This is a genomic window from Conexibacter arvalis (assembly GCF_014199525.1).
Taxonomy (GTDB): Bacteria; Actinomycetota; Thermoleophilia; order Solirubrobacterales; family Solirubrobacteraceae; genus Conexibacter; species Conexibacter arvalis.
The window spans coordinates 1,676,829-1,698,260 of record NZ_JACHNU010000001.1; the positions used below are offsets into that span (position 1 = coordinate 1,676,829).

The 21,432-nt window shown below is 72.5% G+C and carries 18 protein-coding genes; 14 read left to right on the top strand and 4 right to left on the bottom strand.

Annotation, left to right across the window (positions count from 1 at the left end):
- Positions 1-19 precede the first annotated feature (19 nt).
- Positions 20-2,203 (bottom strand): SNF2-related protein, encoded by a 2,184-nt coding sequence (locus BDZ31_RS25915; protein WP_183340621.1) that lies wholly within the window; start codon positions 2,201-2,203, stop codon positions 20-22.
- A gap of 47 nt (positions 2,204-2,250) precedes the next feature.
- Between BDZ31_RS25915 and greA the strand changes: the two genes are divergently transcribed.
- Both greA and BDZ31_RS07840 read left to right on the top strand, forming a co-directional pair.
- Positions 2,251-2,724 carry a transcription elongation factor GreA gene (gene greA, locus BDZ31_RS07835; protein WP_183340623.1) on the top strand — a complete coding sequence of 158 codons (474 nt, stop codon included), beginning with the start codon at positions 2,251-2,253 and terminating at the stop codon, positions 2,722-2,724.
- A gap of 13 nt (positions 2,725-2,737) precedes the next feature.
- Positions 2,738-3,133, top strand: a complete 396-nt coding sequence (locus tag BDZ31_RS07840; RefSeq protein ID WP_183340625.1) for a hypothetical protein — start codon at positions 2,738-2,740, stop codon at positions 3,131-3,133.
- 69 nt (positions 3,134-3,202) lie between these two features.
- On the opposite strand, the gene BDZ31_RS07845 is transcribed toward BDZ31_RS07840, so the two are convergent.
- Genes BDZ31_RS07845 through BDZ31_RS07855 form a run of 3 tightly spaced genes read right to left on the bottom strand, consistent with a single transcriptional unit; the run spans position 3,203 to position 6,317 of the window.
- Entirely contained in the window at positions 3,203-3,943 is a 741-nt protein-coding gene (locus tag BDZ31_RS07845) for a LutC/YkgG family protein (protein ID WP_183340627.1), read from the bottom strand.
- Positions 3,940-5,475, bottom strand: coding sequence for a LutB/LldF family L-lactate oxidation iron-sulfur protein (locus BDZ31_RS07850; protein ID WP_183340629.1), 1,536 nt, complete (start codon positions 5,473-5,475; stop codon positions 3,940-3,942). Before BDZ31_RS07850 ends, BDZ31_RS07845 begins: the two co-directional genes overlap by 4 nt.
- Positions 5,472-6,317: a heterodisulfide reductase-related iron-sulfur binding cluster gene (locus BDZ31_RS07855; protein ID WP_183340631.1), complete on the bottom strand. Its 846-nt coding sequence runs from the start codon at positions 6,315-6,317 to the stop codon at positions 5,472-5,474. Before BDZ31_RS07855 ends, BDZ31_RS07850 begins: the two co-directional genes overlap by 4 nt.
- A gap of 251 nt (positions 6,318-6,568) precedes the next feature.
- Here BDZ31_RS07855 and BDZ31_RS07860 point away from each other — a divergent pair, with 251 nt between their 5' ends.
- The 12 genes from BDZ31_RS07860 to BDZ31_RS07915 all read left to right on the top strand — a co-directional run bounded on the left by BDZ31_RS07860 (position 6,569) and on the right by BDZ31_RS07915 (position 21,408).
- Positions 6,569-7,372: a DeoR/GlpR family DNA-binding transcription regulator gene (locus tag BDZ31_RS07860; RefSeq protein WP_183340633.1), complete on the top strand. Its 804-nt coding sequence runs from the start codon at positions 6,569-6,571 to the stop codon at positions 7,370-7,372.
- Positions 7,369-8,895 (top strand): sugar ABC transporter ATP-binding protein, encoded by a 1,527-nt coding sequence (locus tag BDZ31_RS07865; protein WP_183340635.1) that lies wholly within the window; start codon positions 7,369-7,371, stop codon positions 8,893-8,895. Before BDZ31_RS07860 ends, BDZ31_RS07865 begins: the two co-directional genes overlap by 4 nt.
- On the top strand, positions 8,892-9,929 hold the full coding sequence (locus BDZ31_RS07870; RefSeq protein WP_183340637.1) for an ABC transporter permease: 1,038 nt from the start codon (positions 8,892-8,894) through the stop codon (positions 9,927-9,929). Before BDZ31_RS07865 ends, BDZ31_RS07870 begins: the two co-directional genes overlap by 4 nt.
- A gap of 91 nt (positions 9,930-10,020) precedes the next feature.
- Complete coding sequence (locus BDZ31_RS07875; RefSeq protein ID WP_183341075.1) at positions 10,021-11,034, top strand: ABC transporter permease subunit; 1,014 nt, start codon at positions 10,021-10,023, stop codon at positions 11,032-11,034.
- A complete protein-coding gene (gene rhaS, locus BDZ31_RS07880) occupies positions 11,031-12,128 on the top strand; it encodes a rhamnose ABC transporter substrate-binding protein (RefSeq protein WP_183340639.1) in 1,098 nt (365 codons plus the stop codon). Before BDZ31_RS07875 ends, rhaS begins: the two co-directional genes overlap by 4 nt.
- Positions 12,128-13,603 (top strand): L-fucose/L-arabinose isomerase family protein, encoded by a 1,476-nt coding sequence (locus tag BDZ31_RS07885; protein ID WP_183340641.1) that lies wholly within the window; start codon positions 12,128-12,130, stop codon positions 13,601-13,603. Before rhaS ends, BDZ31_RS07885 begins: the two co-directional genes overlap by 1 nt.
- Before the next feature lie 2 nt (positions 13,604-13,605).
- The gene (locus tag BDZ31_RS07890; RefSeq protein WP_183340643.1) at positions 13,606-13,917 is read left to right on the top strand and encodes an L-rhamnose mutarotase; all 312 of its coding nucleotides are present in this window, start codon (positions 13,606-13,608) and stop codon (positions 13,915-13,917) included.
- A 28-nt stretch (positions 13,918-13,945) separates the two neighbouring features.
- On the top strand, positions 13,946-15,535 hold the full coding sequence (locus BDZ31_RS07895) for an FGGY-family carbohydrate kinase (protein ID WP_183340645.1): 1,590 nt from the start codon (positions 13,946-13,948) through the stop codon (positions 15,533-15,535).
- Positions 15,535-16,746, top strand: coding sequence for a sugar isomerase (locus BDZ31_RS07900; RefSeq protein ID WP_183340647.1), 1,212 nt, complete (start codon positions 15,535-15,537; stop codon positions 16,744-16,746). Before BDZ31_RS07895 ends, BDZ31_RS07900 begins: the two co-directional genes overlap by 1 nt.
- A complete protein-coding gene (locus tag BDZ31_RS07905; protein WP_183340648.1) occupies positions 16,743-18,830 on the top strand; it encodes a bifunctional aldolase/short-chain dehydrogenase in 2,088 nt (695 codons plus the stop codon). The genes BDZ31_RS07900 and BDZ31_RS07905 overlap by 4 nt, the downstream gene beginning before the upstream one ends.
- A gap of 170 nt (positions 18,831-19,000) precedes the next feature.
- A complete protein-coding gene (locus BDZ31_RS07910; protein WP_183340650.1) occupies positions 19,001-20,227 on the top strand; it encodes an aspartate aminotransferase family protein in 1,227 nt (408 codons plus the stop codon).
- 5 nt (positions 20,228-20,232) lie between these two features.
- On the top strand, positions 20,233-21,408 hold the full coding sequence (locus tag BDZ31_RS07915) for an NAD(P)/FAD-dependent oxidoreductase (protein WP_183340652.1): 1,176 nt from the start codon (positions 20,233-20,235) through the stop codon (positions 21,406-21,408).
- The last annotated feature ends 24 nt before the right edge of the window (positions 21,409-21,432 follow it).

Consider the following 21,432-nt stretch of genomic DNA (forward strand, 5'->3'; position numbering starts at 1 on the left):
GGCTCGGGAGAGGGACCGTTCAGGTCCCCGCCGCCGGCTCCGTCACCGACTTCAGGTGGCGGAAGGGGCGGCCGTCGCGGAGCTCGCGGACGACCTCCTCGACGAGGGTGTCGCCGTCGAGGCGGCGGCCGTCGGTGACGGCGGCGACGATGCCGCGCTTGCGCTGGATCAGGCGGGCCATCGTCTCGTCGATCGTTCTGGCCGCCAGCAGGTACCAGGCGGTGACGGCGTCGCGCTGGCCGATGCGGTGGCAGCGGTCCTCGGCCTGGTCGTGCATCGCCGGGGTCCACTCGAGCTCGAGGAAGGCGACGTTGGAGGCGCGCGTGAGCGTGATGCCCTGGGCGGCGACGCGGGTGGCGCAGACGATCAGCGGCGGGCCGTTCGGGTCCTGGAACTCGGCGACGGCGATCTCGCGGGCCTCGACCGAGTCGCTGCCGAGCAGGTGGAGCGCGTCGGGGAAGCGCTCCAGCAGCGCCTCCTGCACCTCGCGGTGGTGGGCGAAGACGACGAGCGGCTCGCCGGAGGCGAGGAAGTCGTCGATCCAGGCCAGCGCCGCCTTCAGCTTCCCGCGCGCCGCGATCCGCTGCAGCGCGCCGAGCTGCGCCAGGCGCTTCGCCCGCAGCGTCGCGGCGATTCTCGCTCTCAGCTCCCTGAGGTCGAGCGGCTGCTCGCGCAGCCATGCGATCACGTCTCTCTCGGCCAGCGCGTACTCGCGCTTGTTGTCGAGCGCGACCGGGACGACGACCTGGCGCTTGGCCGGCAGCTGCGGCAGCACCTCCGCCTTCAGCCGCCGCACGAAGCAGCGGCGCCGCAGATGCCAGTGGAGCCGCTCCTCGGTCAGCGGGCCGCGGAACTGCTGTCTGAAGCGCGCGCCCGAGCCGAAGTCCTCCAGCCGGCCGAGCACGCGCAGCTGGCTGATCAGCTCGTCGGGGTGGTTCAGCACCGGCGTGCCGGTCAGCGCCAGCCGCAGCTTCTCGCGCGGCATCGACTCGGCCAGGCGGCGCACCGCGCGCGTGCGCTTCGCCGCCGGGTTCTTGCAGTAGTGGGCCTCGTCGAGCACGAGCGCGCCCGGTCGCAGCCGCGTCAGCGCCTCGCGGTGGTGGTCGACGATCTCGTAGTTGAGGATCGTGATCTCCGCCACCCTTGGCACCACCTGGCGGCCGTCGACGACCGACACCGTACGGTGCGGCAGCCATCTCATCGCCTCGCGCTCCCAGTTCAGCTTCAGCGACGCCGGGCAGACGACGACCGCCGGATAGGCGCCGTCGGCCTCGATCGCGGCCAGCGCCTCGACCGTCTTGCCGAGCCCCTGCTCGTCGGCGACGAAGGCGCGGCGGGCGTCGAGCACGTAGCGCACGCCGGCCCACTGGAACGGCTCCAGCTCGCCGCCGAGCCGCTCGGCGACCGCGGCGATCGGCTCGGCCTCCGTCGCCCGCGAGGCGCGGATCGCCGCCGCGGCCGCCGCCGCCTCCTCGCGCAGCCTGCCCAGCACGACGCTCGCGCTGTAGGTCACCTCGACCTCGTGCAGCGCGACGAAGCGGTCGAGCGGCTCCAGCAGCCACGGGTCGACCGGGACGGTCCGCTCGCCCTCGCAGCCCGGCAGGTCGTCGAAGGCGGCGCCGGCGGCCGGGTCCCACAGCACCTCCAGCCGCAGGCGGGCGCCCTCGACGCCGTGGGTCGCGACCAGGCGGGCCGGCGGCGGCCGGTCGCCCAGCTCCAGCGAGCTGACGCAGCGGTCGGCGGCGGCGTCGAGCTTCGCCGACTCCTGCTCGCGCAGCAGATGGGCGTTCGCCTCCGTCAGCGGCACCAGCAGCGCGCCATCCTCCTCGCGCCTGACCGACCCCTCCAGCAGCGGCTCCGGCACCTGGCCGGCGAGCGTCTGCAGCGCCCACCAGCCGCGGCCATCGTGGCGGGCCGTGCGGACGTGCCCGATCCAGCGCTTCTCGATGCTCTCGATCCAGGCGCCGACCTGCTCGGACGGGGTCAGCTCCGGGAACCGTCTGAGGATGTCGGCGACGTGGAGCGCGACCCAGTCGTCGGCCGGCGCCCACCACTCGTAGGTGTCCCAATCGAAGCGCCGGTGGGGGATCGCGCGGACCGCCTCGACGAGGTGGCGGTCGTAGGGGAAGGCGAGCGCGACGATCCTGCCCCGCTCCTCCTCGGTGCGCAGCTCGACGTTCGGTCGGTCGGGGACGAGCTGCACCACGACCCCTTACGGTAGCGGCGCGACGGCTCTGCGACACTGTCTCGATGACAGACGGCTACGCCATCACCCAACAGGGCCTCGATGCGCTGCGCGCCGAGCTGCGCCACCTCGAGACGGTCGCCCGTCGCGAGGTGGCGGAGCGGATTCGGACCGCGCGCGAGTGGGGCGACCTCAAGGAGAACGCCGAGTATCACGCGGCGAAGGAAGACCAGGCTCACCTGGAGACGCGCATCCTCAAGCTGCAGGATCGGGAGCGCAACGCGACCGTCGTCTCCAGCCCATCGGCCGCGCACGGCGTCGTCGCGTTCGGCTCGACCGTCGAGGTGCGCGACGAGAAGAGCGGCAAGGTCGCGACGTACACGCTCGTCGGCGCCGCCGAGGCGAGCGCCAGGGACGGCAAGCTCTCGATCGAGTCGCCGGTCGCCAGAGCGCTGATCGGGGCGACCGCGGGCGAGGAGGTCCAGGTCGACACGCCGGCCGGTCCACGCCAGATGCACGTCCTCAGAGTCGGCGGCTGACGCCCGCGTCGCGATGCCGAAGGCCGACCTGACGCTCTCGCCGGGCGCCCTGCCCGCCGACGCGATCGGCCCGCTGACCGACGCGCTGACCGGCCTGCTGCTGCGCCACCGCGGCGTCGAGGACACGCCGCGGGCGCGCGCCAACGTCTGGTGGTTCGTCGACGAGCGGCAGGCATTCGTCGCCGGCGCCGCGCCGGCGCTGCCGCTCGTCGTCGTCAGATTCGCCGTGATCGCGGGCGGGATCGACGACGCCGCGGTCGCGGCGCTCGTCGCCGACGGCACCGCCGCCGTCAAGGCGATCAACCCCGACGCGCGCGTCTGGCTGATCGTCGACGAGGTCGCCGACGGCCGCTGGGGCGTCGAGGGCAGGCTCGCGAAGCCGACCCCGAAGGCGCCGGCGGCCACCTAGCGCCACCAGCTGCGTCGATCTGCCTACCGCTCCGGTAGGCAGATCGACGCAGATCGCGAACGAGCGGCGTCAGCCGACGACGAGGACGTCAAGGGTGCGGGGGCCGTGGACGCCCTCGACGCGGTTGAACTCGATGTCGGAGGTCGCGGAGGGGCCGGCGATCCACGTCATCGGCCGGCCCTCGACCGCTGCCGCGTGGAGGGCGGCGACCGCCTCGGGGACGAGCTCGACGATCCGCTCGCGCGCGACGACGCAGAGGTGGTAGTCGGGCAGCAGCGTCAGCGAGCGGCGACCCTGCGCCGGGCCGCCGTCGAGCACGATCACGCCGGTCTCGGCGATCGCGACCGCGCAGCCGGTCAGCACGCCGTCGGTCGCGCTGATCTGCGCGTGGGAGAGCTGCGCCGCGCCGGCCTGCGCGCCCGCGCCGGCCCGCGCACCCGCGCCGGCCTGCGCGCCGGCGGACGCCGCGCCGTCGCCGGGGATCGCGTCCTCGACCCACTCGACGCCGTCGACGCGCCATTCGGCCGGCAGGTCGGCGGGGATCGCCAGCCGTCTGGCGCCGCGACGCTCCAGCGCGGCGGCGATCGCCGCGGGCAGCTCGTCGGCGGCGACGAGGCGGACGTCGGCGCGGTAGTCGGCGCAGCGCTCGGCGAACAGCTCGGCGAGCGCGTCGCCGGCCAGCGAGCCGCTGACGCGGTAGTCGCGCGCGACGGCGACGTCCGCGGCCGTCTCGGCCTCCGGCACGTCCTTCAGCGCGCCGCGGATGCGGGCGAGGATCGCCTCCTTGGCGGGATCGGTCACGCCGCTCATCTGGCAGCCTCCGGGCTCGCGCCGCCGGCCGCCGCGTCGCCGGCTGCACCACCGCCGGCCGCCGCGTCGCCGGCTGCAGCGCCGCCGGCCGCCGCGTCGCCGGCCGCCTCCCGCTCGATCCACCATTCGCGGAAGGTCTGCGGCGGGATCGGCATCAGGTCGCGCGCCGCCGTCCAGCCGCCCAGCTCGCCGGGCAGCCGCTCGATCTTGCCCTTGCGCGCGAGCGGCCACTGGCCGCGGCGGCCGAGCTTCTGCAGCCGCTCGTAGCGGCCGCGCGTCGCGAAGCCGCGGGCGACCGCCTGCAGCGCGAGGCGCTCGGGGTCGAGCTTCCCGCGAAGCGATTCGGCCGCTCTCTCCCTGTTGGAGCGGTCGCGCAGGTGGACGAGCACGGTCGGTATGTCGATCTTGACCGGGCAGACCTCGTAGCAGGCGCCGCACAGCGAGGAGGCGAACGGCAGCGAGCCGGCCGCTCTCATCCCCGCCAGCTGCGGCGAGAGGATCGCGCCGATCGGGCCGGGGTAGACGGAGCCGTAGGCGTGGCCGCCGGTGCGCTCGTAGACGGGGCAGACGTTGAGGCAGGCCGAGCAGCGGATGCACGCCAGCGTCTGGCGCGCCAGCTCGTCGCCGAGCGAGCCGGTGCGGCCGTTGTCGAGCAGCACGAGGTGGAACTCCCTCGGCCCGTCGCCGTCGCGCGCGCCCGCCCACAGCGTCGTGTACGGGTTCATCCGCTCGGCCGTGGAGGAGCGGGGGAGGAGCTGGAGGAAGACCTCGAGGTCCTGCCACGTCGGCACGAGCTTCTCGATCCCGCAGACGGTGATCAGCGTCTCGGGCAGCGTCGTGCACATGCGGCCGTTGCCCTCCGACTCCAGCACCGCGATCGCGCCGGTCTCGGCGACGGCGAAGTTGGCGCCGCTGATCCCGACCCTCGCCGACAGGAACCGCTCGCGCAGGAAGCGGCGGGCCGCCTCGGCCAGCACGGTCGGCTCGTCGGTCAGGTCCGCGGGCCCGATCGTGCGGCGGAAGAGGTCGCGGATCTCGGCGCGGTTGCGGTGGATCGCCGGCACGAGGATGTGCGACGGGCGATCTCTGCCGAGCTGGACGATCAGCTCCGCGAGGTCGGTCTCCAGCGCCTCGATCCCGGCCGCCTCGAGCGCCTCGTTGAGCTCGATCTCGACGGTCGCCATCGACTTGACCTTGACGACGTCGCTGACGCCCTTCGCCTGCACCAGCCGGGTGACGATCGCGTTCGCCTCGGCGCCGTCGCGGGCCCAGTGGACGTGGCCGCCGCGCGCCGTCACCGCCGCCTCGAGCGCGAGCAGGTGCTCGTCGAGGTGGCGCAGCGTCCGCTCCTTCAGCGCCCGGCCGGCCTCGCGCAGCTGCTCCCAGTCGGGCATCTCGGCGACGACGTCGGCGCGCTTGCCGCGGATCGTCGAGGTCGCGCGGCCGAGGTTGCGGCGCAGCTGCGCGTCGGCGAGCGCCGGCTTGGCGGCGAGCGGGAAGGCCGGCACCTCCGGCCAGGCGGCGCCGCTCATCCCCCTGCTCCAGCCTGGGCGCGAGCGGGAGCCCCCGGCGAGCTCTCGCCCCGAACCCGAGGCCGCAGGCCGAGCGGTTCTGCCGCTTCGTAGCCGGGCGGCGGCGCCGGCTCGGCCTCGGTCGAGGCGAGGATCTCGGCGAGGTGGACTGCGCCGACGCCCGCGCGCTGGCGCGAGAGGCCGCCGCCGATGTGCATCAGGCAGGAGTTGTCGGCGGCGGTGCAGACCTCGGCGCCGGTGTCGCGCACGGCGCGCAGCTTGTCGCCGAGCATCGCGATCGAGGTGTCGGCGTTCTTGATCGCGAAGGTGCCGCCGAAGCCGCAGCACTGCTCGGCGTCCGGCAGCTCGACGAGGTCGATCCCGCGCACGGCGCGCAGCAGCCTGAGCGGCTTGTCGCCGACGTGGAGCATCCGCAGCGCGTGGCAGCTGGGGTGGTAGGTGACGCGATGGGGGTAGTAGGCGCCGACGTCCTCGAGGCCCAGCACGTCGACGAGCAGCTCGCTCAGCTCGTAGGTCCGTCTCGAGAGCGCGTCGACCTGGGCGACGAGCGACGCGTCGCCGGTTTCGCGCGCGACGCGCGGATAGTGGTCGCGGACCATCGCGACGCAGGAGCCCGACGGGGAGACGATCAGCTCCTCCTCGGCGAAGACGCGCGCGAAGCGGCCGATCAGCGGCAGCGCCTCGTCGTGATAGCCCGAGTTGAAGTGCATCTGCCCGCAGCAGGTCTGCTCCAGCGGGAAGACCACCTCGTGGCCGAGCCGTTCCAGCAGCGTGACGACCGCCTGGCCGGTGCGGGGAAAGAGCGTGTCGTTGAAGCAGGTGATGAACAGCGCGATGCGCACGAGCGGCTCCTCGGGGGAATTGGTCGGACCATATCGCGGGCGCCGGTCGCGGTGTCGGAACGATGCCCCGCGCAGCCCCCGCGGCAACCCGCCCGATCGCCTCGCGGGCCGCTCGCGACGTGGTGTGTCAGGTCTCGAACTGTGACGCACCTTACTCGACTTGACGTGCGGATATGTTCTGTGCTCTGATCGCTATTGTCCATTTGGACAGAGAGATGGCAGCAAACGAACAAACAAGCACACGGCCTGTGATGGCGGTCACACGGCGGCGGGAGATCCTCGATCTGCTCCACCGCGACGGCGAGGTGACCGTCTCGGCGCTGGAGGAGCAGTTCGGCGTCTCCTCGATGACGGCCCGCCGCGACCTCGCCGAGCTGGAGCGCCAGGGCCTGCTCCGCCGCACCCACGGCGGCGCCGTGCTGCCGTCGGTCGCCGCCCACGAGGACTCCTTCCAGCACCGCCTCGGGATCGACGCGGCGCTGAAGATCCGCCTCGGCCAGGCCGCCGCCGCGATGGTCGCGCCGCACGAGACGATCTACGTCGACTCCTCCTCGACCTGCTGGCACGCCGCGCAGGCGATCGTCGCCTCGCGCATCCCGGTCACGCTCGTGACCAACTCCGTCCCCGTGATGGAGCTGGTCGGCCAGTCCGACCAGGCCAACGTCGAGCTGATCGGGATCGGCGGCTCGATGCGCAGACTGACGCGCTCGTTCGTCGGCCCGCACGCCGTCCGCACCGTGCTGGAGCACTTCGCCGACAAGGTCTTCCTGTCCGTCAAGGGGCTCTCCCGCGACGGCACGCTGACCGACGCCGACCCGCTGGAGGCGGAGGTCAAGCGGGCGATGATCGGCCGGGCCGAGGAGCCGGTCCTGCTGATCGACGGCAGCAAGCTGCACACGCGCGGCCTGGCCGCGATCACCGGCGTCGACCAGCTCGCGAGCGTGCTGGTCGCCGAGGCTTCGAACGACGACCTCGCCGCGCTGCGCGCCAGCGCCAACGGGGTCGACGTGCGGCGGATCTCCGATCGCGCGGCACGCAACGGGAGCGAGGTATGAGCAAGGAAACGGAAACCGCGGTGCCGCGGCTGGCGCTGCGGAACGCCAGCAAGTCGTTCGGCGCCGTCCACGCGCTGCGCGACGCGTCGCTGGAGCTGTACGGCGGCCACGTGCGCGCCCTGCTCGGCGAGAACGGCGCCGGCAAGTCGACGCTGGTCAAGACGCTCGCCGGCGTCTACCGGCCCGACGCCGGGACGGTCCTGGTCGACGGCGAGCCCGTGAGCTTCCACGGGCCGATCGACGCGCGCGACGCCGGCATCGCGATCATCTACCAGGAGCCGACGCTCTTCCCCGACCTGTCGGTCGCCGAGAACGTCTTCATGGGCCGCCAGCCGCTGTCGGCCGGCAAGCGGATCGACAAGAAGGACCTGCACGACAAGACCGCCGAGCTGTTCAGACAGCTGGGCGTCGCGATCGAGCCCGAGCGGCCCGTCCGCGGCCTCTCGATCGCCGACCAGCAGCTGGTCGAGATCGCCAAGGCGCTGTCGTTCGAGGCGCGCGTGCTGATCATGGACGAGCCGACCGCCGCCCTCTCGGGCACCGAGGTCGAGCGCCTCTTCCGCGTCACGCGCACGCTCAGAGAGCAGGGCGCGGCGGTCATGTTCATCTCCCACCGCCTCGAGGAGATCTTCGCGATCTGCGACCACGTGACGGTCATGCGCGACGGCGCCGTCACCTACAACGGCGACCTCGAGGGCAAGACCAACGACGACCTCGTGCGCTGGATGGTCGGCCGCGACATCGACCAGCTCTTCCCGAAGGTCGAGTCGGAGATCGGCAAGCCGGTCCTGAGGGTCGAGCGGCTGACGCGCGAGGGCGTCTTCTTCGACGTCTCCTTCGAGGTGAAGGCCGGCGAGATCGTCGCGCTGGCCGGCCTCGTCGGCGCCGGCCGCTCCGAGGTCGCGCGCACGATCTTCGGGATCGACAGAGCCGACGGCGGCCACGCCGAGATCAACGGCAGACGGCTGCCCAACCACAAGCCGACCGCGGCGATGCGCGCCGGCATCGGCTTCGTCCCCGAGGACCGCCGCCAGCAGGGCCTCGTGATGGACCTCTCGATCGCGCGCAACGCGACGATGACGCGGATGCGCTCGCTGGCCCCCGCCGGCATCATCCGCGCCGCGAGGGAGAAGGCGCTCGCGAGCGAGTGGGCGACCCGCCTGCAGCTCAAGTACCACCGCCTCGACGACCACGTCGGCACGCTCTCGGGCGGCAACCAGCAGAAGGTCGTGCTGGCGAAGTGGCTGGCGACCCAGCCGAGACTGCTGATCATCGACGAGCCGACCCGCGGCATCGACGTCGGCACCAAGGCCGAGGTCCACCGCCTCATCTCCGAGCTGGCCTCCAGAGGGCTGGCGGTGCTGATGATCTCCTCCGAGCTGCCGGAGGTGCTCGGCATGGCCGACCGCGTCCTGGTCATGCACGAGGGCCGCCTGACCGGCGAGTTCTCGCGCGAGGAGGCGGACGAGGAGCGCGTCATGCGCGCCGCAACCGGACAGACGAAGGAGGGCCTGGCGGCATGAGCACCGCCGACGTCGCCATAGACAGAACCGCTCAGGGGGAGCGCGCGCGGCGCCTCACCGAGATGGTCTTCCGCATGCGCGAGCTGGGCATCGTGATGGCCCTGCTCCTGCTGATCGCCGTCACGGCGATCCTCGAGCCGCGCTTCATCGAGTTCGACTCGCTCAAGGACCTCGCCCGCAACGCGTCGATCATCGCGATCATCGCGGCCGGCCAGACGATGGTCATCCTGACCAGAAACATCGACCTCTCGGTCGGCTCGGTCCTCGGCCTCACCGCCTTCTTCTGCGGAGACCTGCTCTCCAACCACAACACGCCGATCGTGGTCGCGATCGTGCTGTGCGTGCTGATGGGCGCCGCCTGCGGCGTCGTCAACGGCGTCCTGACGACCTTCGGCAGAGTGCCGGCGCTCGTCGTGACGCTCGGCACGATGTACGTCTTCCGCGGGATCGCGTTCGTCTACACCGACGGCCGCCAGATCAACGCCGAGACGCTGCCGGACTCGTTCCTGAACATCGGCACCGGCACCGTCGCCGGGATCCCGACGATCTTCCTGATCGCCTTCGTGGTCGTCCTGATCGTCGGCCTCTACCTCGCCAACTACCGCAGCGGCCGCGAGCTGTACGCGATCGGCTCCAACGATGCCGCCGCGAAGCTCGCCGGCATCCGCGTCGACCGCCGCGTCGTCGCCGCCTTCGTCGCCTGCGGCGCGCTCGCCGGCCTCGGCGGCGCGCTCTACGCGGCGCGCTTCGGCACCGTCGACGCGACCGCCGGCACCGGCTACGAGCTGACCGTGATCTCGGCGGCCGTCGTCGGCGGCGTCGCGATCACCGGCGGCGTCGGCTCGGTCTACGGCGCCGCGATCGGCGCGGTCCTGCTCGGCTGCATCACCTCGTCCCTGATCGTGCTGCGAATCGACTCGTTCTGGCAGCAGGCCGCCGTCGGCGCGCTGCTGATCGCCGCGATCGCCTTCGACCGGCTCGTCGGGCTGCGGCTCGACGCGGCCCTGCGACAGCGGAGCGCCCGCCGTGCCTGAGCTCGCCACCACCACCCCCAACGCCGGCGGCACGCCGCCGGCCCCCGGAGCCCGCGGCGCCGACGGCGCCAAGCTCGGCGCCGGCGCGCTCGTGCGCTGGGAGACGCTGATCGTCGCCCTGCTCGTCGTCGTGCTGATCGTCGGCTCGGGCCTGTCGGACAAGTTCCTCACGTCCGCGTCGTTCACGACGGGCTCGTTCGACATGATCGAGGTCGCGCTGATCGCGCTGCCGATGACGCTCGTGATCGTCACCGGCGAGATCGACCTCTCGGTCGCCTCGGTGCTCGGCCTCTCCAGCGCCTTCATGGGCGAGCTGTGGAACGCCGGCCTCCCGCTGGAGATCATCATGCCGCTCTGCCTCGTGCTCGGCGCGGTCTGCGGCTTCGTCAACGGCTTCCTCGTGACGCAGGTCGGGCTGCCGTCGCTGGCGGTCACGATCGGAACGCTCGGCCTCTACCGCGGCCTCGCGCTCGTGATCCTCGGCGACGAGTCGGTCACCTCGTTCCCGTCGTCGTGGACCGAGAGAGCGTTCGGCACGATCGGCGGCGGCTGGTTCCCGAACGTGATGGTCATCTTCGTGATCCTCGCGATCGCCTTCGCCGTGGCGCTCCACGGCACCCCGTACGGCCGCTCGATCTACGCGATCGGCGCCAACGAGGAGGCCGCCCGCTTCACCGGCATCCGCGTCAAGCGCGTGAAGATGAGCCTGTTCGTGCTGGCCGGCGCCGTCGCCGCGCTGGCCGGCATCGTGATGACGCTGCGCAACTCGACGGCGGCCGCGAACGTCGGCGTCGGCCTCGAGCTGACGGTCGTCGCGGCGGTGCTGCTCGGCGGCGTCTCGATCTTCGGCGGCAAGGGCTCGCTGTTCGGCGTGATCCTCGCCGTGATCCTGCTCGGAGCGATCCAGAAGGCGCTGCTGCTCGCGGACGGCGTCTCGTCGTACTGGATCCAGATCGTCACCGGAACCCTGCTGGTGGGCTCGGTGCTCGGTCCCAACCTCGTCGTGCGCGCACGGGAGGCCCGTGCCCGCGCAACGCGCGCTCGCGCCCCCGGGGCGGCGCGAGCGGCGACCACGACCACGCCCCGCAAGGAGGAGGATCGATGAATTCGTTCCATCGATCGCGTGCGCTGTGGGCTGCCCTGCTGGCAGTCGTGCTCGCGATGGTCGTCGCCGCGTGCGGCGACACCAAGGACGACACCGAGACGAACGCGAGCGGCGGCGGAGCCGCCGCGACGACCAGCGGTGGTGAGGCAGCGAACCCCGACGGCGAGTACAGAAGCGGCCTGACGGCGATCGTCATGCCCAAGCAGCTCGGCAACCCGTACGAGGAGCTCGAGGACAGCGGCACCGTCGAGGCCTTCGAGGAGCTCGGCGGCAAGGCGACGATCGAGGGTCCGACCGACGCCGGCGCCTCCTCGCAGGTCCCGCTGCTGCAGTCGGCGATCCAGAAGCAGCCCGACGCGATCATCCTGGCGGCCAACGACCCGAACGCGGTCGCGCCGGTCCTGAAGCAGGCGATGGCGAGAGACATCAGAGTCGTCACGCAGGACTCCGACGCGGCCTCCGACGCGCGCCAGGTCTTCATCAACCAGGCGACGACCGAGGGCATCGGCGAGGTGCTCGCGAGAATGGCCAAGCAGGTCGTCCCGGGCGGCAGAGGCGAGATAGCGGTCCTGTCGGCCACCGCCAACGCGACCAACCAGAACGCCTGGATCAGAGTCCTCAGAGAGAGACTGCAGACGCCTGAGTACGCCGACCTGAGACTGGTCAAGGTCGCCTACGGCGACGACGACGACCAGAAGTCGTTCCAGGAGACGCAGGGCCTGCTGTCGGCCTACCCGAACCTGAGAGCGATCGTCGCCCCGACGACCGTCGGCATCGCGGCCGCCGCCCGCTACCTGTCGAGCTCGCCGAAGAAGGGCAGAGTCGCGGTCACCGGCCTCGGCACCCCGAACCAGATGCGCAAGTTCGTCAAGGACGGCACCTCCCCGGTCTTCGCGCTGTGGAACCCGAAGGACGTCGGCTACCTTGGCGGCTACGCCGCGGCCGCGCTCGCCTCGGGCATCATCACCGGCGCGGAGGGCGAGACCTTCAGAGCCGGCCGTCTCGGCGAGAGAACGATCGAGGCGAACGGCGAGATCGTGCTCGGCCCGCCGACCGAGTTCACCAGAGAGAACATCGACGACTTCGACTTCTGATGTCGTCCACGACCGTCGACAGCACCACGGTCGTGACGGAGTCCCGGCCCGCGCCGCGCGCGCGGGTCGGGGTCTTCGGCATCGGCCTCGAGGCGTACTGGCCGCAGTTCGCCGGACTGAAGGAGCGTTGCGAGGGCTACCAGGCGCGCGTCGAGGAGCGTGTGCGCGAGCTCGGCGCCGAGGTGGTCAGCGCGGGCCTGGTGGACACCGCGCAGCGCGCCCGCGCGGCGGGCGACCTGTTCGCGCAGAGCCAGGTCGACCTCGTCCTCTGCCACGCCGTCACGTACGCGACCTCCAGCGTCGTCATCCCCGCCCTCCAGGAGGCCGGCGTCCCGGTCGTCCTGCTCGGCCTGCAGCCGACGAGAACGCTCGACTACGCCGAGACCGACACCGGCGAGTGGCTGGCCAACTGCGCCTCCTGCTGCGTGCCGGAGATCGCCGGCGTCTGCGTCCGCGCGGGGATCCCGTACGACACCGTCGCCGGCACGATCGACGACGACGAGCGCGCCTGGGCGAAGATCGCCGCGTGGGTCCGCGCCGCCGGCGCCGCCCGCGCGCTGCGCCGCTCGCGGATCGGCTTCATGGGGCACGCCTACGCCGGCATGCTCGACATGTACACCGACTTCACGATGGTCCACGGCCAGCTCGGCGCCCACGTCGAGGTGCTGGAGATCGACGACCTCGGCGCCCGCGTCGCGGCCGTCAGCGACGAGGAGCGGGCCGCCAAGGAGGCGGAGATCCGCGCGATGTTCTCGTTCGCCGATCCCTCCTCGGACCCGATCGCGGCGCCGATCGAGCAGGAGCAGGTCGACTGGTCGGCGCGCGTCGCCGTCGGGCTCGACAAGCTCGCCGCCGACTTCGAGCTCGACGCGCTCACCTACTACTACCGCGGCGTCGACGGCAACGAGGCCGAGCGGCTCGGCGCCGGCGTGATCGTCGGAAACTCTCTGCTCACCGCCCGCGGAATCCCCACGGCGGGTGAGGCCGACATCAAGACGAACATCGCGCAGCTGGTGCTCGACCGCCTCGGCGCGGGCGGCTCCTACACCGAGTTCTACGCGCTCGACTTCGACGAGGAGTTCATCCTGATGGGCCACGACGGCCCCGGCCATCTGACGATCGCGCAGGAGCAGCCGACGCTGCGCAACCTGAAGGTCTTCCACGGCAAGCGCGGGGCGGGCCTGTCGGTCGAGCAGAAGGTCCGCTTCGGCCCGATCACGATCGTCGGCTGCACGCAGACGGCCGACGGCAGGCTGAAGCTGATCGTCGGCGAGGGCGAGTCGGTCCCCGGCCCGACCTTCCGCATCGGCAACACCAACTCGCGGCTGGTCTTCGCAAGCAAGCCGGCGGAGTTCTTCGAGCGCTGGTGCGAGGAGGGCCCGACCCACCACGTCGCGCTCGGCGTCGGCCACGTCGCCGCCGAGGTCCGCAACACCGCCAAGCTGCTCGGGCTCGAGTACGCCGAGGTGAAGTGAGGATGGCGCGCGTCTGCTTCACGTTCTCCGTCGGCGTCGAGCACCTCGACGCGTACAAGCAGGCCCACCGCGAGGTGTGGCCCGAGATGCGCGAGGCGCTCAGCGCCGCCGGCTGGAGCGACTACTCGCTGTTCCTGCGCGAGTCGGACGGCCTCGTCGTCGGCTATCTGGAGACCGACGACTTCGAGGCCGCGCAGGCGCGCATGTCCGCAACCGACGTCAACGCCCGCTGGCAGCAGGAGATGGCCAAGCTCGCCGGCGGGCGGCCCGACGACTCGTTCGTCGTGCTCGAAGAGGTGTTCCATCTTGACTGAGCGGCGCTCACCCTCCTCCCGTCACGCCGTGGGCGGGCGGGTTTCCCGTTTCATCGCCGTCGACCTCGGCGCCGAGTCCGGCCGGGTCCAGCTCGGCACGCTCGCCGGCGGGCGCGTCACGCTGGAGGAGATCCACCGCTTCGTCAACGGCCCGGTGCGGCTCCCCAGCGGGCTGCACTGGGACGTGCTCGGCATCCACCGGGAGGTCCTGAGCGGGATCGCGCTGGCGGCCAGACGGGCCGACGGGCCGATCGACGGGATCGCCGTCGACGCGTGGGGCTGCGACTACGCGCTGCTCGACCGCGACGGCGAGCTGCTCGGCAACCCCTTCCACTACCGCGACCACCGCACCGACGGCGTGATGGAGCGGGTGCTGGAGGAGATCCCCGCCGCGGAGATCTACGACGCGACCGGCATCCAGTTCATGCCGTTCAACACGCTCTTCCAGCTCGCCGCGCACAGGGGCTCGGCGCAGCTCGACGCGGCGAGAGCGCTGGCGACGATCCCCGACCTGCTCGCCTACTGGCTGAGCGGCCGCCTCGCCGGCGAGAAGACCGCCGCCTCGACCACGCAGCTGCTCGACGTCCGCACCGGCGACTGGGCGCGCGAGCTGGCGATCCAGGCCGGGATCCCGGCGCAGGTGCTGCCGCCGCTGGTCGACGCCGGCACGGTGCTCGCCCCGCTGCGCGAGGAGATCGCGCGCGAGGCCGGTCTCGACCCGGCGCCGGACGTGATCGCCGTCGGCGGCCACGACACCGCCTCGGCCGTCGTCTCGGTGCCGGCGCGGGGCAGGGACTTCGCCTACCTCTCCAGCGGCACCTGGTCGCTGCTGGGAATGGAGCTCGACGAGCCTGTGACCTCCGAGGCGGCGCGCGGCTACAACCTCACCAACGAGGGCGGGGTCGCCGGCACGATCCGCCTGCTGCGCAACGTGATGGGCCTCTGGCTCGTGCAGGAGTGCCGCCGCCAGTGGGCGCGCGAGGGCGTCGACCACGACTACGACGCGCTCCACCGGATGGCCCAGGCGGCGCCGGCCGGCGGCCCGCTGATCGACCCCGACGCGCCCGAGCTGCTGCACCCCGGCGACATGCCGGCGCGGATCGCGGAGCTGTGCGAGCGCTCGGGCCAGCCGCGCCCGGCCGACGCCGGCGCGACGATCCGCTGCGCGCTCGAATCGCTCGCCTGCAAGTACCGGCTCGTGCTGGAGCGGATCGAGCGGGTCGCCGGCCGCCGCGCCGAGGTCGTCCACGTCGTCGGCGGCGGCTCGCGCAACGCGACCCTCTGCCAGCTCGCCGCCGACGTGCTCGACCGCCCGGTCCACGCCGGGCCGGTCGAGGCGACCGCGCTGGGCAACGTGATGACGCAGGCGCTGGCCCACGGCCGGGTCGACTCGCTGGAGGAGATCCGCGAGATCGTCGCGGCGTCGTTCTCCTCCGACGTCTACGAGCCCTCCGCGGACCGCGCCGCCTGCGAGGAGCTGTACGCCCGCTTCCTCTCCGTGACCGGCCTGAGCGCCACCGGCAAGGGCCGCGAGTTCCCGGTCCGCGGCGCAGCACGGGAGCCGTCGTGGAACTCGCAATGCGAAGCACTCGCACCGACCCAAGGAACCAACTCCTGATGGATGACACCACCCGCACCGACTACGAGCGGCTCGCCGAGCGCCTGACGGCGCGCGGCGCGGACGTCTCGGCGATCGAGCGGCGGCTCGCCGACCATCGCGTCGAGACCCCGTCGTGGGGCTACGCGAACGCCGGCACCCGCTTCGGCTCCTACCCGCCGGAGGGGCTGCCGAGCGACCCGTTCGAGAAGCTCGACGACGCCGCCGAGGTCCACCGCCTCACCGGCAGCGCGCCGCTCGTCGCGATCCACATCCCGTGGGACCAGCTCGACGACTACGGGCCGCTGAAGGAGCACGCCGCCTCGCTCGGCCTGGAGATCGGGACCGTCAACCCGAACCTCTTCGGCGACCGGCGCTACAAGCTCGGCTCACTCGTCAACCCCGACGCGGCCGTCCGCCGGCTGGCGATCGACCACTGCCTCGAGTGCATCGAGATCGCGCAGGCGGTCGGCTCGACGGGGATCTCGCTGTGGCTGCCCGACGGCACCAACTACGCCGGCCAGGACGCGTTCGTCGCGCGCCGCCGCCGGCTGCACGAGGCGCTCGCCGAGGTCTACGCGGCGATGCCGGCGGGGATGGAGCTGCTGGTCGAGTACAAGCTCTACGAGCCGGCCTTCTACGCGACCGACCTCGCCGACTGGGGCAGCTCGCTGCTGACCTGCCAGAAGCTCGGCCCGAACGCGAGAGTGCTGGTCGACCTCGGCCACCACGCCCAGGGCGTCAACATCGAGCAGATCGTCGCGGTGCTCGACGACGAGGACCGCCTCGGCGGCTTCCACTTCAACAACCGCAAGTACGGCGACGACGACCTGATCGTCGGCTCGGTCAACCCCTTCGAGCTGTTCCTGATCTACGTCGAGCTGGCCGCCGCGCAGCAGCTGCCGCGCCTGACGATCGACCAGGCGCACATCGTCGAGAACAAGATCGAGGGGATGATCCTCTCGGTCGTCAACCTGCAGGAGGCCTTCGCGAAGGCGCTGCTCGTCGATCGCGACGCCCTGGCCGAGCGCCAGGCGGCCGGCGACGTGCTCGGCGCCCACGAGCTGCTGCTCGACGCGTTCCGCACCGACGTGCGGCCGCTGACCGCGAAGGTGCGAGAGGACAAGGGCGCGGCGGCAGACCCCGTCGCCGCGTTCCGCGACGGCGACTGGTGGGAGCGAGTCGGCTCCAAGCGAAGCGCCGGCGCCATTACGGGAGGACTTGGCGCATGAGCCAGACCACTGACACGACCACGGCGGCGGCCGTCGCGCCGCGCGCCGAGAGCCTGTACGACTCCGCGAGGGCGCCGAAGGGCGGCCTGGAGGAGCTCGTCTACCGCTCGAACCTGCTCGGCGCCAACCGCGCGGTCTCCAACTACGGCGGCGGCAACACGTCGTCCAAGAGCCGGGAGACCGACCACACCGGCCGCGAGATCGACGTCCTCTGGGTCAAGGGCTCGGGCTCGGATCTCGCGACGATGGGCGCGAAGAACTTCACCGGCATCCGCCTCGACGAGGTCCTGCCGCTGATCGAGCGCGACGAGATGAGCGACGAGGAGATGGTCGCCTTCCTGTCGCGCTCCCAGCTCGGCCCCGAGATGCCGCGCTCCTCGATCGAGACGCTGCTGCACGCCTTCGTGCCGGCGCCCGAGGTCGACCACACCCATCCCGACGCGATCAACATGCTCGCCGGGGCGGAGAACGGCGAGCGGTTCGTGAAGGAGGTCTTCGGCGACGAGGCCGTCTGGGTCCCGTACATCCGCCCGGGCTTCACGCTCGCCAAGCAGGTCGGCCTCGCCGCCCGCGGCGAGGGCGTCCGCTTCGTGATCCTCGCCAAGCACGGCCTCGTCACCTGGGGCGAGACCGGCGAGGAGTCGTACGCCAACACGATCGAGGCGATCAACCGCGCCGCCGACTTCGTCTCCGCGCGCGCGAAGGCCCGCTTCGGCGGCCCGGCGCGTCCGCCGCTGAGCGCCGAGCGGCGCGACGAGCTGCTGGCGCAGGTGCTGCCGGCGATCCGCGGCGCGGTCTCCAGCGAGCGCTCGAAGATCCTGCAGGTCGACGCCTCGCCCTCGACGCTCGAGTTCGTCTCCTCGCGCGACGCGGCGACGCTGTCGCAGGTCGGCGCCGCCTGCCCGGACCACCTCGTGCACACCAAGCGCGTGCCGCTGTGGGTCGCCTACGACCCGGCGAGCGACGACGCCGACGCGCTCGCCGCGCGCGTCGCCGAGGGCGCCGCGCGGTACCGCGAGGAGTACCGCGCCTACTTCGAGCAGAACGCCAGAGCGGGGGAGACGATCGGCGACCCCGACCCGCGCGTCGTCCTGATCGAGGGCGTCGGAATGGTCTCGGTCGGCACGAACCTGAAGGGCGCCCGCCTGGCGCGCGACCTCTACCACCGCGCGATCGAGGTGATGGGCGGCGCGTCGGCGATCGACTCGTTCGTCTCGCTGACGGCGCCGGAGTCGTTCGCCGTCGAGTACTGGCCGCTGGAGCTGTACAAGCTCTCGCTGGCGCCGCCGCCGCGCGAGCTGGCCGGCAAGGTCGCGCTCGTGACCGGCGCAGCCGGCGGGATCGGCAGCTCGATCCTCGACGCGCTGGCGGCCGAGGGCGCGACGGTCGTCGCGACCGACATCGACGCCGACGGCGCGTCGCGGGTCGCCGAGCCGTTCGGCGACGAGGGCCTCGGCGTCGCGATGGACGTCACCAGCGAGCAGGCGGTCGAGGCCGCCTACCGCGAGGCGGTCCTCGCCTACGGCGGCGTCGACGTCGTCGTCTCCAACGCCGGCATCGCCTCCAGCGCGCCGATCGAGGAGACGACCGTCGCCGAGTGGGACCGCAACCACGCGATCCTCACGCGCGGCTACTTCCTCGTCGCCCGCGAGGCGTTCAAGCTGCTGCGCCGTCAGGCGACCGGCGGCTCGGTCGTCTTCGTCGCGTCGAAGAACTCGCTCGTCGCCGGCAAGAACGCCTCGGCCTACTCGTCGGCGAAGGCGGCGGAGCTGCACCTCGCCCGCTGCCTGGCCGAGGAGGGCGGCGCCGCCGGCATCCGCGTCAACACGGTCAATCCCGACGCCGTCCTGCAGGGGTCGAGAATCTGGGGCTCGTCGTGGCGCGAGGAGCGCGCGGCCGCCTACGACATCGACCCCGACGAGCTGGAGGCGCACTACCGCGCCCGCACGACGCTGAAGGTGAACATCCTGCCCGAGGACATCGCCCAGGCGGTCCTGCACTTCGCCTCCGGCGTGCGCTCGGGCAAGTCGACCGGCAACGTGCTCAACGTCGACGGAGGCGTCCCCGCCGCCTACTCCCGCTAGGCAGGCTGTCTGGAGTCGCGCGTGCGGTCCGCCGCGCGGCTCCGACGGGTGCGCGGCGCCCACACGACGACCCGCTCGCATGAGCGGGTCGTCGTCGTTGCAGGGGCGGCGCCGAGGCCGGCGCGCACGGCGCGATGGACAGACTTACTAACGTCCGTTAGTCTGCCGGCATGCCCGTACCGAGATCCGTCATCTCGCTGCCACTGGCTGACCAGCTGCACGAGCGCGCAGTTCGCAGCCTGCCCGGCGGCAACACCCGGACGACGCTGTTCGTCCCGCCGCATCCGCCCTACGCCGCGAAGGGCTCCGGCTGCCGCCTCGTCGACGTCGACGGCAACGTGCTCGTCGACCTGCAGAACAACTACACCGCGCTGATCCACGGCCACGCCAACCGCGAGATCGCGGCGGCGGCGAACGCGGCGATCGCCGAGGGCGCCTCCTTCGGCATGCCGACGCGCCACGAGATCGAGCTCGCCGAGCTGCTCTGCGAGCGGGTCGCGATCGCCGACCGCTGGCGCTTCGCCAACTCCGGCACCGAGGCCGTCATGGTCGCGATCCGGCTCGCGCGCGCCGTCACCGGCAGAGCGGCCGTGCTGCGCTTCGCCGGTGCCTACCACGGCAGCGCAGACGTCGTGCTCGCCGCCGGCGCGCCGGGCGTCCCGGCCGGCGTCTCGGCCGACGTCGTCGAGGTGCCGGTCGGCGACCTGCCGGCGCTGCTCGCCGCGCTCGACGAGCACGGCGAGCGCCTCGCCTGCGTCCTCTTCGACGCGATGCCCAACCGCGCCGGCCTGCGCCCGGCCGAGCGCGAGTACGTCCGCACGCTGCGCGCCGAGACCGCCAGACGCGGGATCCTGCTGCTGCAGGACGAGGTGCTGACCTTCCGCGTCGCTCACGGCGGGCTGCAGTCGCTGTACGACTGCGAGCCCGACATCACGACGCTCGGCAAGGTGATCGGCGGCGGCTTCCCGATCGGCGCGATCGGCGGGCGCGCCGAGATCATGGAGGCCTTCGACCCCGCGCGCGACGGCGCCGTCGGCCACGGCGGCACCTTCTCGGCCAATCCGGTGTCGATGCGCGCCGGCCGCGTCGCGATGGAGCTGCTCACGCGTGCGGAGATCGAGCGCCTCAACGCGCTCGGCGAGCAGCTGCGCAAGGCGCTCGCCGAGCAGGGCTGGACGGTGACCGGCCTCGGCTCGCTGGCGCGCGTCCACGTCGACGACCCGGCGCAGCTGTGGTGGCGCCTCTATCGCGAGGGCGTGCTGATCGCGGCCAACGGGCTGCTCTGCCTCTCCACCCCGATGGACGAGGCCGTCGTCGACCATGTCGCGGGTGCATTCGAGCGCGTCGCGGGGCAGGTTGGAACATCGAGCGCCGCGTTGGCGCAGACCCAGGAGTGAATGACATGTCGCAGCAGCCTTCCGTGTGCATCGTCGGGGCCGGGGCCGTCGGCCTCGCCACCGCGGTCCATCTCACGCGGCGGGGCGTCACCGACGTGACCGTGCTGGAGGCCGACCACATCGCGGCCGGCTCCTCCGGCCTCTCGGTCGGCATCATCGAGACGCAGTACGTCACCCCGCTCGACATCGAGCTGCGCGTCCGCGCGATGGGCTTCTTCGCCGACCTGGAGCGCGACCACGGCCTGCACGTCACGCGCAACGGCTACCTGCGCCTCGCCCACAGCGCCGAGCAGCTCGAGAGCTTCGAGCGCAGCGTCGAGATCCAGCGCTCGCTCGGCGTCGCCGACGCGCGCGTGCTCGACGCCGCCGGGGTCGGCAGGCTCGTCCCGGAGATGCGGGTCGACGACGTCGACGGCGGCCTCTTCGGCCCCGGCGACGGCTTCATCGACGGCCATCTCTACTGCGCCCTGCTCGGCGAGCTGCTGGAGGCCCAGGGCGTCAGGCTGCTCGCGCGCCACAAGGTCGAGGAGATCGAGTCGCCGCCCGGCGGCGGCCACCTCGTGCGCACCTCGCGCGGCGAGTTCCGCTGCGACTACGTCGTCAACGCCGCCGGCGCATGGGGCGACCACGTCGCGCGCGCGGCGGGCATGGAGATGCCGCTCGCGCCGCAGCGCCACGAGGCGATCGTCGTCCACCTCGAGCAGGCGCTGCCGTACGTCGTGCCGTCGGTGATGGACTACACGCCGCACTCCGGCGAGACCGGCCTCTACTTCCGCCACGAGCGCGCCGGCCAGATGATCGCCGGCCTCCACAGCGAGGAGGCGACCGAGGGCGTCGCCGACCCCGACGACTACGCCCGCTCGGCGAGACCGGACTTCATCGAGGAGGTCGCCGAGAAGATCGCCTCGCGCCTGCCCGGCGTCGGCGACCCGGGGCTCGCCCACGGCTGGGCCGGCCTCTACCCGGTCAGCCCCGACGGCGTGCCGCAGGTCGGCCCGAGCCCGGGCAGCGACACGATCATCGTCGCCGGCGGCGCCGGCGGGTCGGGGATCCAGCTGTCGCCGGTGATGGGCGAGCTGGCGGCCGACTGGATCCTGCACGGCGAGCCGCGCTCGATCGGCGACGGCGGACGCCTCTCGCCGCGGCGCGCGTCGCTGCGGACGGCGGCGGAGACGGCGTAGCGGCGGCGCGGCGCCGCGTCGGGC